General features: G+C 51.1%; 14 protein-coding genes. All 14 read right to left on the bottom strand.

Translation table 11 applies throughout. The features are described 5' to 3' along the window. Positions 1 to 81 precede the first annotated feature (81 nt). The gene (gene rimM, locus LK536_RS30210; protein WP_227794824.1) at positions 82 to 594 is read right to left on the bottom strand and encodes a ribosome maturation factor RimM; all 513 of its coding nucleotides are present in this window, start codon (positions 592 to 594) and stop codon (positions 82 to 84) included. Between the two features lie 84 nt (positions 595 to 678). Next, on the bottom strand, positions 679 to 906 hold the full coding sequence (locus LK536_RS30205; protein WP_002567740.1) for a KH domain-containing protein: 228 nt from the start codon (positions 904 to 906) through the stop codon (positions 679 to 681). A 20-nt stretch (positions 907 to 926) separates the two neighbouring features. Then, positions 927 to 1,169: a 30S ribosomal protein S16 gene (rpsP, locus tag LK536_RS30200; RefSeq protein WP_008725910.1), complete on the bottom strand. Its 243-nt coding sequence runs from the start codon at positions 1,167 to 1,169 to the stop codon at positions 927 to 929. A gap of 76 nt (positions 1,170 to 1,245) precedes the next feature. Continuing rightward, positions 1,246 to 2,622, bottom strand: a complete 1,377-nt coding sequence (ffh, locus tag LK536_RS30195) for a signal recognition particle protein (RefSeq protein ID WP_008725911.1) — start codon at positions 2,620 to 2,622, stop codon at positions 1,246 to 1,248. A gap of 32 nt (positions 2,623 to 2,654) precedes the next feature. After that, a complete protein-coding gene (gene ylxM / locus LK536_RS30190; RefSeq protein WP_040382500.1) occupies positions 2,655 to 2,999 on the bottom strand; it encodes a YlxM family DNA-binding protein in 345 nt (114 codons plus the stop codon). 90 nt (positions 3,000 to 3,089) lie between these two features. After that, complete coding sequence (locus LK536_RS30185) at positions 3,090 to 3,953, bottom strand: MerR family transcriptional regulator (RefSeq protein WP_268886846.1); 864 nt, start codon at positions 3,951 to 3,953, stop codon at positions 3,090 to 3,092. Between the two features lie 184 nt (positions 3,954 to 4,137). Then, positions 4,138 to 5,220 carry a BMP family protein gene (locus LK536_RS30180; protein ID WP_025487274.1) on the bottom strand — a complete coding sequence of 361 codons (1,083 nt, stop codon included), beginning with the start codon at positions 5,218 to 5,220 and terminating at the stop codon, positions 4,138 to 4,140. A gap of 28 nt (positions 5,221 to 5,248) precedes the next feature. Further along, positions 5,249 to 6,190, bottom strand: a complete 942-nt coding sequence (locus LK536_RS30175) for an ABC transporter permease (RefSeq protein ID WP_227794823.1) — start codon at positions 6,188 to 6,190, stop codon at positions 5,249 to 5,251. Continuing rightward, complete coding sequence (locus LK536_RS30170; protein WP_227794822.1) at positions 6,187 to 7,260, bottom strand: ABC transporter permease; 1,074 nt, start codon at positions 7,258 to 7,260, stop codon at positions 6,187 to 6,189. The genes LK536_RS30175 and LK536_RS30170 overlap by 4 nt, the downstream gene beginning before the upstream one ends. After that, positions 7,247 to 8,779, bottom strand: a complete 1,533-nt coding sequence (locus LK536_RS30165) for an ABC transporter ATP-binding protein (RefSeq protein ID WP_008725918.1) — start codon at positions 8,777 to 8,779, stop codon at positions 7,247 to 7,249. Before LK536_RS30165 ends, LK536_RS30170 begins: the two co-directional genes overlap by 14 nt. A gap of 14 nt (positions 8,780 to 8,793) precedes the next feature. Next, positions 8,794 to 9,540, bottom strand: coding sequence for a 5-formyltetrahydrofolate cyclo-ligase (locus tag LK536_RS30160; protein ID WP_008725919.1), 747 nt, complete (start codon positions 9,538 to 9,540; stop codon positions 8,794 to 8,796). Positions 9,541 to 9,761: 221 nt separating this feature from the next. Continuing rightward, complete coding sequence (locus LK536_RS30155; protein ID WP_008725920.1) at positions 9,762 to 10,085, bottom strand: PH domain-containing protein; 324 nt, start codon at positions 10,083 to 10,085, stop codon at positions 9,762 to 9,764. Positions 10,086 to 10,173: 88 nt separating this feature from the next. Continuing rightward, complete coding sequence (locus LK536_RS30150) at positions 10,174 to 10,380, bottom strand: DUF4177 domain-containing protein (RefSeq protein WP_025487271.1); 207 nt, start codon at positions 10,378 to 10,380, stop codon at positions 10,174 to 10,176. Positions 10,381 to 10,646: 266 nt separating this feature from the next. Beyond that, complete coding sequence (locus tag LK536_RS30145; RefSeq protein ID WP_008725922.1) at positions 10,647 to 12,005, bottom strand: citrate/2-methylcitrate synthase; 1,359 nt, start codon at positions 12,003 to 12,005, stop codon at positions 10,647 to 10,649. Positions 12,006 to 12,054: the final 49 nt, after the last annotated feature.

Raw genomic sequence — 12,054 nt, 5'->3', positions numbered from 1 at the left:
CCTTGCCACACAGGCGGCCTTCCGCCTGACAAATCCCCCTTCTTTATATACAACAAAACCACGTAAAAAACAAGCCCTTTTTTAAAGATCCATCAAACCGTCCAGGATGTGCACCGTCATGATTCCCTGCTCCAGGTCCACATTGAGGATGCAGTCGCCGATGGCCGGAAGGAGGAGTTCCTTCCCGTCCTTCATCTGGACCACATACACATCGTTGGCCCCTGTCTCGAGGACATCCTTCATGGTGCCCAGGATTTCCCCGTCCTCCGTGCGTACTTCAAGACCGATCAGGTCCGTGATGAAGTATTCATCCGGCTCCAGCTCCACTGCCTGGTCCCTGGGGATTAACAGGTCTTTGGACTTGTATTTTTCGATGTCATTTATATTATCATAGCCCTTGAATTTAAGGATCACCATGTTCTTAAAGAATTTTACCTGCTGGATTTCAAGGGGCAGATGCTCTTTTCCCGTGTCAAGAATTACCTCTTTTAACTGTTTAAAACGGCCGGGGTCATCGGTGGTGGGGAACACCTTCACTTCTCCACGGACCCCGTGGGTAGATGCGATGACGCCTACTCTCAGCATGTCTTCCATATATTATAACCTTTCCCTGTGAAATGTGTGAAAAAACCTCAAGTAAGAAACAAACCGCCAGCCTTGGGGCCAGCGGTCTATCAATTACTGAATCTCAACAATTACTTTCTTGTCTTCTTTGGATGCAGCGGCCTTGACTACGGAACGGATTGCTTTTGCTATCCTGCCCTGTTTGCCAATGACCTTGCCCATATCGGCAGGAGACACCTTTAGTTCAATCAATGTATCTTCGCCTTTCATTGATTCGGTAACGACAACTTCTTCCGGGTTATCGACCAGTGCTTTTGCAATCACTTCGACTAATTCCTTCATCTCTCCACCTCATTTGCGTCTTACTGAATGCCGGCGATCTTTAAGAGCTTTCCAACAGTCTCAGTGGGCTGTGCGCCTGTTGCTAACCACTTCTTAGCTGCTTCCTCGTCGAATTTGATTACGCTTGGTTCCCTGGTGGGGTCATAGTAACCAACTTCTTCGATGAATCTTCCATCTCTCGGGGATTTGGAATCAGCAACTACGATTCTATAGAAAGGAGCCTTCTTCTGTCCCATTCTTCTTAATCTCATCTTTACTGCCATGTGATTTTCACCTCCTTGTGATTGTTCTTATATTAGACATACAGGATAACCTGTTTGACTAGCTTAACCATACCGGCTAGAATGGCAGTTTCATCTTGCCGCCCATAAGGCCGCCCAGACCGCCGAATCCGCCCCGCTTCTTACCGCCGCCCATAAGTCCGGGCATCTGCTTCATCATTTTCTTCATCTGGTCAAACTGCTTGACCAGACGGTTAACCTCGCTGATTTCAACACCTGCGCCCCTGGCAATGCGCTGCTTCCTGGAGGGGTTCATCAGGTTGGGATTGGCCCGCTCCTCCTTGGTCATGGAAAGGATGATGGATTCCACCCTGTGCATGGACTTCTCGCCCTCATCCATATCAACGCCGGAGAGCTGGCTGCCCATCCCCGGCATCATGGAGAGAATGCTTCCCATGCCGCCCATCTTCTTAATCTGCTGCATCTGGGTCAGGAAATCGTTGTAGTCGAATTCCGCCTTGCGCAGCTTCTGGCTCAGTTCCCTGGCCTGTTCCTCATCCACTTCAGCCGCGGCCTTCTCAATCAGGGACTGGATATCCCCCATCCCCAAAATCCTGGAAGCCATACGGTCCGGATAGAACTGTTCCAAATCGGACAATTTCTCGCCCATACCAACATATAGGATCGGTTTGCCTGTGACTGCACGGATGGAAAGGGCTGCGCCGCCACGGGTATCGCCATCCAGTTTTGTAAGGATGACACCGTCAATACCAACTTTATCATTAAATGAACCAGATACATTAACCGCATCCTGGCCCGTCATGGCATCAACCACAAGAATGGTCTGATGCACATCCACATTGCTCTTGATCTCAATCAGCTCTTCCATCATATCTTCATCAATATGAAGGCGGCCGGCCGTATCAAGGATAACCACGTTCATGCCGTTCTTGGCCGCATGTTCCACCGCTGCCTTGGCAATGTCCACTGGTTTGTTCTTATCACCCATGGAGAAAACCGGGATTCCTACCTTTTCCCCGTTGACCTGCAGCTGTTTAATGGCTGCGGGACGGTATACGTCACAGGCTGCCAGCAGCGGTTTCCTGCCTTTGGCCTTAAGCTTGGCTGCAATCTTGGCAGTGGTCGTGGTCTTACCGGCGCCCTGAAGACCAGCCATCATGATGATGGTAATCTCATTACCTGGCTTAAGGGCAATCTCTGTTGTCTCGGACCCCATAAGCTTGACCAGTTCCTCGGTTACAATCTTGACCACGGTCTGTCCCGGTGTCAGGCTGCCGAACACGTCCTCGCCAACCGCCCGCTTCTGAAGGTCGCTGATGAACTGTTTCACCACACGGAAGCTTACGTCCGCTTCCAGAAGGGCCATCTTGACTTCCTTCAGGGCTGCCTTGACATCTGCCTCGGTCAGCCTTCCCTTGCTGCGCAGGTTCTTAAATACATTCTGTAATTTATCAGATAAGCTTTCAAAAGCCATGGATAACCTCCTAAGGGCGCACCTCTGTCAACTTACAGGGTGCCGGTGATTTTTCCCGCCAGGCCATGAATCTGCTCTATAAGAGCCATATCCCTGGTCCGGGCGCATTCGTCTGCCAGCTGCTCTACTTCCCTGGCCATATCACGGATTTTCACAAACTTGGCCACCAGATGAAGCTTGGCCTCGTACTCTTCCAGTATCTTGTCGCACCGTTTCATCAGATCATGGACACCCTGACGGCTGATTCCCAGCTCCCCGGCTATCTCACTGGGGGAAAGGTCATTGAACACCACGTCTTCATATACCTTGCGCTGGTGCGCTGTCAGCAGTTCCCCATAAAAATCATACAACAAACCTTGTTCCACAATCTTTTCCATTTCAACCACCTGTGATATCATACACGATGACGGGATGAATGTCAAGCATTTTTACTTGACAATAAAAAATATTTGTATGATGGTGCTGCTTTAATCGTGGTAACGGATATTCCTGCTGCTGGAAACCAGGAAGAAGGAACCCACGAAGCAGGCCATGGGCACGAACTGGTACAGGTGCGGATGTCCTGGGAAATATGTGTTCCCAAGGATATTGAATGCGATGCCGCCCATGATAAGCAGCAGGGGCAGGATACTTAAAAAGATGAACTTCCCCAGGGAAACCCGTTCCTTTGGCGGCTTGCACCTGGTCAGCTTCACCATGGGTATCTTGGCAAAGCGGAAACGGATGCATGTATAGGATGCCAGATATTGGATTCCCTCCAGCTTTACAATGGCATACGTCTGGTCCAGGCGCACCGTTTCATAGGCCATATGGTGTTTCTGGGCATAAATTGCAGTCTCCCTCGCAAAATCATGGGGGTTCAGCAGCTCTCCCTCCGCTTCAATATAAATGAAGGTCTCATGGAGTTCCTTATTATAATTGGTCCAGTCCCTCCGGATGTTCTGGAACAGGGACCCCTTTTTCTCCTCTTCACTGATTTCCTTCAGGCATTGCTCCACATTGCCGGGATCCAGTTCCGGCTCATCCTCCAGGCGGAGGCACAGCTGTCCCATTTTCCTCAACTGTTCCAACTCCTGGTCAATCTGGGACCGCCGTCTGGCCATGATTTCCCTCAATCCAAGGGAACCTTCAAAATATTCCCGTATGTCCCTGATGGGGACACCCAGCTGCCGTAACAGCTTTATCTTCAGGAGGCGGCTTATATCTTCCTCGCTGTAATTGCGGTATCGGTTCCCCTCTTCACGTCCAGGCGTCAGAAGTTCCTCGCTTTCATAGTACCGGATGTTTTTCCGGACCAGCCCGGTACGGGCTTCCACTTCCTTTATCTTCATAAGGAATACCTCCTATCTCTTTCTGTACCTCCATTTTAAACCATACAGGAACTGGACAGTCAAGGAAATCCCGGGATATTAAGAAAAATGTCAGCAAAAAAGCAGTCCCGGGGAGGTAAATACCTTCCGGGACCGCGTCTGTGTCCGGCATGCCTTTTTGGCAGCGTCCGGTTTTATCTGACTGCTAGTTGCTGTTATAGTTCGGTGTCAGGACAATCTCACCGCTTATGATTTTTTCCCTGGCCTCATCCGCAGCCGCGGCGGCTTCTTCCGTTACCTTGCTGCTGTATGGCGCGATGCTGATGACGCCTTCCTTTAAACCGGGATTCTCAAGTCCGCCGAATTCACCGGATTTGATGATGTCAATCTGGGAGGTGATCATGGTTGGGATGCTGACCATAAGGGAGGTCAGGCAAAGGTCATCCTTTACAAGGGACGCCTGGTCGGAGGTATATCCGATACAGAATACACCCTTTTCCTCACATGCCTCAAACGCGCCCAGCCCGGTTTCATCACAGGTCTGGAGGATTACATCCACACCCTGTTCAATCATTGCCAGGGCAGTCTCCTTGCCCTTGGATGAGTCGTTAAAGGTTCCGGTTATGACTGTCTTCACCTCCACGTCAGGCCTTGCTGCCTTGGCGCCCTCGACAAATGCGTTCTTGTCAGATGCCTGGGTGGTATTGTCGCCGCCGCCGATATAGCCGATGACCCCGCTCTCACTCTGGATGGCTGCCAGGACCCCGCACACATATGCGCCTTCATATTCCTTATAGTCATAGAATGCAATGTTTCCAGGGGTCTCCTCGCCCTCCGGCGGGTTGCCTGTGATGAAGAAATATTTCTCAGGATAATCTTCCGCCACCCGGACGCATGCATCCCCGTACTGCACACCGTGACCAATCACGAAATCATAGTCCTCCTCACAGTAGCTTCTGAAGGTGGATTCCATGTCGGCGGCCTGTACGTCCTCGGTATATGCAATCCCATAGCCCTGGGCCTCCAGTTCCTTTAATCCCTCATAAGCGCCCTGGTTCCAGGATTTGTCCGTGATAAAGCCCGGAAGGAGGATGGCAATCCTGGACACTTCCCCTGCAGGAGCCTTTTCCCCTGTGGTGTCAGCGCCGGCACCGGCTGCCTCTGACTGCTCTGTTTTGGCAGCGTCCGCTGCCTTGGTCCCCTCTGTCTTGGAACCGCAGCCTGTCATGGCGGATACGGTCATGGCTGCGCACAGAAGGAATGATAATACGCGTGTAGACTTTTTCATAACTGTTTTCTCCTTTTAGAATATATTGTTATCTGCTCTCCTTATTGTATATCTGGCCCAGATATCCGGGGGCGTGGATGTTGCGCCCGAATATGACGAGGCTGAGCAGGGTTACTGCATAGGGCAGGGCCACGAAAAACTGGTATGGAAGGGTTGAACCAAGGGCCTGAAGCCGCAGCTGCAGGGCTTCCACTGTTCCGAACATAAAGGCCGCGCACACGGCAAATACAGGATTCCATCTGGCAAGGATGGTAATGGCCAGGCAGATGAAGCCGCGGCCCGAGGACATGTTTTCCGTAAATGTGCCCACAATGCCGCAGGACAGGAAGGCGCCGCCGATGCCGGCCATGAAGCCGCTGAACATATATGTCTTATACCTGATTTTCACAACATCAATACCCGCTGCCGCGGCTGCTTTGGGATTCTCCCCTGCCGCGTCCACCTTTAATCCCAGGTTGGTATACTTTAACAGGAACCATACCACGGCGGCAGCTATGAGGGCACAGTACACAAGGGCATTGTGCTTAAAGAGAATGTCGCCGATAAACGGGATTTTTGAAAGCACGGGGATTTCTATGTTCTTAAGGATATCCACCTTGATCTTATCCGTGCTGACGCCGTACACGGCGCGGTACAGGAAGTTGGTGAAACCAAGGGCAAATATGTTGAACATGATTCCCACCACGGACTGGTCCTGCTTCCTGCTGACACCCCAGAACGCGATGAGAAGGGCGCCTGCAAGCCCGGCCATGCCTCCGGCCAGGATACCGAGGAAAAGGCTGCCCGTGTGATAGGCTGCCATGAAGGATATAAGGGCGCTGACTAACATTTCCCCTTCCAGTCCGATGTTCATGACGCCGGAACGCTCAGACACCACATCTCCCACCGAGCCGAATATCAGGGGTACGCTCATGCGCACGCCTGCCGTAAAAAGAGGAACTAAAAATGCGGCTGTTAAAATCTCACTCATTTTTTCACCTCTCTTTTGTCAGAGCGTTTCTTTTTGCCTGCGGTTCCGAAAAAGCTGAAGCCCAGCAGGATGAACAGCACGATCAGGGCCTGCAGGACGTTGAGGAACAGGGAGGACACACCTGTCTTCACCTGCATGGTCTCGGCTCCCGAGGACAGGGCCGCCAAAAGGATGGAGGACACCAGGACACCAACGGGATGGAGCATGCCGAGAAGGGCTGCCACCACACCGTCAAAACCATAGGAACCCGCCAGGCCCTCCAGAAGACGTGTCTGGGTGCCTGCAATCTCCACCGCCCCTGCAATGCCTGCAAACGCGCCGCTGACAAGCATGGCGGACAGATAGTATTTCTTTTCACTGATGCCGCCAAAGGCCGCTGCCCGGATGCTGCCGCCAAGGACCCGGAGACGGTACCCGAAGCTGGTCTTACGGATGACAATCCAGTAGATGAGGAGTCCGGCCAGGGCAATCAGGATGCCTGCGTTCATACGGGAACCTTCAAACAGCTTGGGAAGGGTGGACGCCACCTTTGCGGACTGCGGGATGTTGCCTTTGGAGTCCCGCAGGGGATAATAAACACAGTAACTCAGGAACTGGACCGCTATGTAGTTTAAAAGCAGTGTGGTGATGATCTCGCTGGCCTTGAACTGTGTTTTAAAAAAGCCTGCAATCCCGGCCCACAATGCGCCGGACAAGGCTGCCACAAGAAGCCCCGGGAAAATCCATGCCGGACCCATGGCCCTGGCAAAGGGCGAGATTCCCACAATGGTCATTCCAATGGCGCCCAGGCATATCTGCCCCTCTCCGCCCAGGTTGCTGAGCTTTGCCTGGAAGGTAAAGGATACTCCCAGGCCCACAATCAGGATGGGCACCAGTTTTACGGATATTTCCCCAATGCTCCGGAAGGAACGGAAGGGGCGGATCAGAAGGTAATAATAGGCTTCCAGGGGATTGACATGGAGGATGCTGATGAAGATGCCTCCTATTAAAAGGGCTGCCGCCACGGCAATCAGTGTAATGAGGCATTTAGCAGCCGCCCCTGCTTCATGGATGGAATCAAGTAGTTTCATTGGCAGTCACCCCCATCATCATCATTCCCACTTCACGCACCGTTGTTTCCTCGGGAAGGACCTCCCCCACGATCCTGCCCCGGTAGAGCACCACAATCCGGTCGGAAAGGGCAAACAGTTCTTCAAAATCACCGGATAGCAGGAGCAGTCCCATTCCTTCATCCCTGGCCTTAATGATTTTTTCACGTATGAACCAGGTGGCCTTGATATCCAGTCCCCTGGTGGGATAGGCGCATATCATGGCCTTTGGATGTTTGCTCAGCGCCCTGGCCAGTATGAACTTCTGAAGGTTACCGCCGGAAAGGTTGGCGCTTCTGTCCGTGATTCCCCTGGCCCTTACGTCAAAGTCAAACATGGCCTTTGCTGCCTGGGTCTTAATAAAACGGTAATCCAGGAAACAACCCTTTTTCGGCGGCCTGCGGTTGCGCAGTATCCAGTTTTCATAAAGAGGGAAGTCCGGCACGCTGCCAACGTGATTCCGGTCCGCAGGCACGTAGGAAATCCCCCGGTCAATGAAATCCTTGGCATTCCTGGTGGAAACCTCAGCGCCGTCAATCAGGACCCGGCCCCCGGCCGCCCTTCTTACCCCGGCCAGTACTTCGGCCAGCTCCATCTGTCCATTTCCTTCCACGCTGGCAATCCCGACCACTTCGCCGGGATACACGGACAGGGACACGCCGTTTAAGGTCATGACCCTGCGGTCGTCCTCCGCCTTCAGGTCCTGGGCGCAGAGCACGGGCACCCTGTCCCTGTGGTCACCGCGGATCTTGTCAAATTCCGGGGGCGTTACTTCCTCCCCCACCATCATCCTTACAATGGTGGATTTGTCCGCATCCTTTGTGTCAATCTGGCCCGTTACCCTTCCTTTGGTAAGGACCGTGATGCGGCGGCTGATTTTCAGCACCTCATCCAGCTTATGGCTGATGAAGATGACGCCTTTGCCTTCGCTGACCAGATTGGCTATGATTTCAAACAGGCCGTCGCATTCCTGGGGAAGCAGGACCGCTGTGGGTTCGTCAAATATAAGCACATCCGCGCCAGTATACAGAAGCTTTAATATCTCCACCTTCTGCTGCATGCCGATGCTCAGCTGTTCCACCGGGCTGTGCAGGTCCACGTCAATGCCGTATTTCTGCTTCAGCTGTTCCAGCGTGTCCTCAATCTTCCTGCGGTTTGTGATGGAAAATGTCTTCACATCCCCCATCAGGCCGATATTCTCAATGGCCGAGAACACATCCACCAGCATGAAGTGCTGGTGGACCATACCGATGCCATGGCGGAGGGCATCCTTGGGAGAGTGGATCCGGACCGGTTTCCCGGAAAGGAATACCTCTCCCCTGTCCGGCTTATAGATACCGTAGATTACATTCATCAGCGTGCTTTTACCGGCGCCGTTCTCCCCCAGCAGGGCATGGACTTCTCCAGGATACACGGTAAGGTTGATATCCTCATTGGCAGTAAAGCTGCCGAAGGTCTTTGTTATTCCTTTTAATTCAAGTAACGGAGTCTGGTTGTCCATGTATGCCCTCCTGCTTATTTGCAATGTACCTTACACCACAGTTCCTGTACCGGAGGAATCTGCTCCCTCATGCCTGGGGCAAGGCGGCACCAGATGATTCCCTTGGTGGGCCTTGGGAACTCATGGCGCGTCTCGATGATGCGCGTAGGTGTCACGATGTAGTCAATGGCGGTGTCATACTCTTCCACCGTAACGTCCACGTCAGCCACCTGGCAGTCATGGCCGGCCCCCACAATCACAGAGGTTTCATCCACAATGCCCATGGTATATAACATAGCCCACTCCAGATCAAAGTACCCATGTCCCTTGCCGAAACGGATGCCGCTGGGCGTGATGGCAGATGCGCCGGTCACCAGCATATCGATGTGGCCCACGGACTCTTTTAACTGCTCCAGGGTCTGGTGCTTCCAGTAACGGGAGACCCCGTCAAGCAGGGAGGCAACCTCTTCCTTCCCTTCCGGGATGTACTCAGGACGGATGAGGAAAAATCCCCTGGTAATCCCGTAGTTGGTCATGACAACTGTCTTCCTGTCACGGAATGCTGTTTCACGCAGCGTTTCCAGGTTATTGTCCGGCGTTATGAAAATCACCTTGGCGTTCTTATACATATCCGTGGACGCCAGCAGTGCGGCGCCCTTGTCACTGCCTTCATAATCCGCGATAAACTCTGAAAACTGCCAGCTGAATTTGGAATCCGGCCTTGCCACCTTAAGTAACTCTTCCCAGATTTTTACCCTTGCTGTTTTTGCATCCATTTTCATGCCCCTCTCTTCTCCTTTGTGTACTTATTCTTTTTTCTCATATTTTTCACGTTTATTATTAACACAGCTAATATTAGTATGTTTTTTATTGTTTGTCAATCATTAATTAAGAGGATTGCAAAATGTCCCTGGGAGGGGGAGATATGGTCCCATGGGAAATAAAAAACGGAGTCCCCGGACATATACAGGACCCCGTCAATAAATGCGGCTTATTCTTATTCTTAAAGTTTGGACTGAATCAGTTCAAGTACTTCCTTCCTCTTAAGGACAGACAGCTTATATGTTTTCCCGTCCTTCATGGAAACCTTGATTCCGGTGGGAAGGAACTGAAGAAGCGGTCCGACCTTGCAAAGGCCTGCGGATTCCATCTCTGAATATGGAAGGTCCAGGGCCGCCACAAACCCGCCCCTAAAGATGATCCGTTCATTCGTGAACCAATATTTACCGGATTTCTGGCTGTAAAAACAAAGGGTTTTTTCCCAATAATCACCTTTCAGTTCTTTTTCAATCTGTTCACCTTCATGTAAATCCAATGCATCTGCCATGATTCGGCCTCCTTTGTATGTTGTGGTAACGCTAATCCATTATACACTAGGTATACCGGAAATGGAATACAAAAAAAGGAAAACCTCCTCAGTTTTCCTTTTCCAATACAATTTCATAACTGCCGCCGCTTATCATCCTGCGCTCGCCGGCCGGGCTGATGATCTGTATCAGCCGCCATCCCTGGGCAGCCTCGCTCATGATGATTTCCTTACACCGCTCCAGAGTCTCCATATTGCCATTTTTCAAGTTTCCGTCTAAGGGAACTTCCACGAATTTATAATCAAATTTTCCCATAACAACAACTCTTTCTCTTATGATATTTGCCTTCATTATAATGGTATTGCTCATAAAGATACCATTGGAATTTGCAGGGCGGGTATAAAGATTGTATATAGATTCAGGAATGATTCCTGTTTTTATGTAAAAAAATGGGGATATGGAACGTCCGGCGCCCAAATCCCCATCCATGACCCGTTCCGCCCACAGGGCAGACGGACCTCTTCTTATTTACTTTTTACAACGGATAACCGCACCCTATTACAGAGCATGATATACTATGCTCACCGCTCTGACAATGGCTTATAAACTTCTTCCTGCATTACGCTGGTATATGCGGGACGGATAATCTTATCCATATTGATTAACTCTTCGATGCGGTGTGCGCTCCAGCCCACAATCCTTGCAATTGCAAAGATAGGTGTGAACATCTCTTCCGGGATATCCAGCATGCTGTAAACAAAACCGCTATAGAAATCAACGTTGGCGCTGACGCCTTTGTAGATTTTACGCTCTTCGGTGATGACCTTTGGACCCAGCTCCTCAATCATGGAGTACAGTTCAAAATCATCCTCACGGCCTTTTTCCTCTGAGAGCTGCCTTACGAAGCGTTTGAAGATTTCAGCTCTTGGGTCCGACTTGGAGTATACGGCGTGGCCCATTCCGTAGATAAGGCCCTTTTTATCAAATGCCTCCTTGTGGAGAAGCTTCTTCAGGTAATCTTCCACTTCCTCCCTGTCCTTTAAATCCTTTACATTCTTCCTTAAGTCAGCCATCATCTCCACTACCTTGATGTTGGCGCCGCCGTGCTTTGGTCCCTTTAAGGAGGCCAGGGCCGCGGAGACAACGGAATATGTATCGGTTCCGGAAGAGGTGACCACGTGGGTGGTGAAGGTGGAGTTATTACCGCCGCCATGCTCCATATGAAGGATTAGTGCAAGATCCAGCACATGTGCCTCCACTTCGGAGTACTTCATATCCGGGCGCAGCAGCCTTAACAGGTTCTCTGCCGTGGACAGGTTCTCGTCCGGACGGTGGATATACATGCTGGCATCCCTCTCATAGTGGTTGTAAGCATGGTAGCCGTAAACGGCCAGCATAGGCATGACACTGATTAACATCATGCTCTGCCTGAGTACATTGGGGATGGAGATATCCCATGCCTTGTCATCATAGCTTGCCAGGGTCAGGATACTCTTGCTTAAGGATATCATCATATCCCTGGATGGGGCCTTCATCACAACGTCCCTGACAAAATTCGTGGGAAGGGTGCGGCTGAATGCCAGGCTTTCCCTGAACTTTGTGAGCTGGCTGTCACCGGGCAACTCACCAAAAAGAAGCAGATACGCAATCTCTTCAAACCCATACCGGTTGTCTCTCACCACTCCGCCTATTAAATCATAAATGTTATAACCCCGGTAGAATAGTTTTCCTTCACAGGGCACCTTTACCCCGTCCACAACCTTGTTGGACTCAATTTTGGACACTTTCGTCAGTCCTGCCACAACACCGTTACCATTCTTGTCGCGGAGCCCCCGTTTCACCTCGTACTTCTCGTAGAGCCCCAAATCAATCCTCTCATCATTCAGGCAGATATCTGCCCACTGACTTACATTGTCCATAAATTCCTTTGTCTGAATCATGCAAATCTCTCCTTTCCGTTTTCGATATAGTTTCCTCCTATGAAATCAG

The organism is Clostridium pacaense (assembly GCF_020709765.2).
GTDB classification, from domain to species: domain Bacteria; phylum Bacillota; class Clostridia; order Lachnospirales; family Lachnospiraceae; genus Enterocloster; species Enterocloster hominis.
This window is presented reverse-complemented; position numbering and strand designations above follow the sequence as displayed.

Excerpts from the sequence above, each read along its gene's own strand:
- LK536_RS30160 (WP_008725919.1), bottom strand. The coding sequence starts at position 9,540 with ATGAAAATGGATGCAAAAACAGCAAGGGTAAAAATCTGGGAAGAGTTA.
- LK536_RS30165 (WP_008725918.1), bottom strand. The coding sequence starts at position 8,779 with ATGGACAACCAGACTCCGTTACTTGAATTAAAAGGAATAACAAAGACC.
- LK536_RS30155 (WP_008725920.1), bottom strand. The coding sequence starts at position 10,085 with ATGGCAGATGCATTGGATTTACATGAAGGTGAACAGATTGAAAAAGAA.
- ylxM (WP_040382500.1), bottom strand. The coding sequence starts at position 2,999 with ATGGAAAAGATTGTGGAACAAGGTTTGTTGTATGATTTTTATGGGGAA.
- LK536_RS30175 (WP_227794823.1), bottom strand. The coding sequence starts at position 6,190 with ATGAGTGAGATTTTAACAGCCGCATTTTTAGTTCCTCTTTTTACGGCA.
- LK536_RS30185 (WP_268886846.1), bottom strand. The coding sequence starts at position 3,953 with ATGAAGATAAAGGAAGTGGAAGCCCGTACCGGGCTGGTCCGGAAAAAC.
- LK536_RS30170 (WP_227794822.1), bottom strand. The coding sequence starts at position 7,260 with ATGAAACTACTTGATTCCATCCATGAAGCAGGGGCGGCTGCTAAATGC.
- rpsP (WP_008725910.1), bottom strand. The coding sequence starts at position 1,169 with ATGGCAGTAAAGATGAGATTAAGAAGAATGGGACAGAAGAAGGCTCCT.
- ffh (WP_008725911.1), bottom strand. The coding sequence starts at position 2,622 with ATGGCTTTTGAAAGCTTATCTGATAAATTACAGAATGTATTTAAGAAC.
- LK536_RS30145 (WP_008725922.1), bottom strand. The coding sequence starts at position 12,005 with ATGATTCAGACAAAGGAATTTATGGACAATGTAAGTCAGTGGGCAGAT.
- LK536_RS30180 (WP_025487274.1), bottom strand. The coding sequence starts at position 5,220 with ATGAAAAAGTCTACACGCGTATTATCATTCCTTCTGTGCGCAGCCATG.
- LK536_RS30150 (WP_025487271.1), bottom strand. The coding sequence starts at position 10,380 with ATGGGAAAATTTGATTATAAATTCGTGGAAGTTCCCTTAGACGGAAAC.
- LK536_RS30205 (WP_002567740.1), bottom strand. The coding sequence starts at position 906 with ATGAAGGAATTAGTCGAAGTGATTGCAAAAGCACTGGTCGATAACCCG.
- rimM (WP_227794824.1), bottom strand. The coding sequence starts at position 594 with ATGGAAGACATGCTGAGAGTAGGCGTCATCGCATCTACCCACGGGGTC.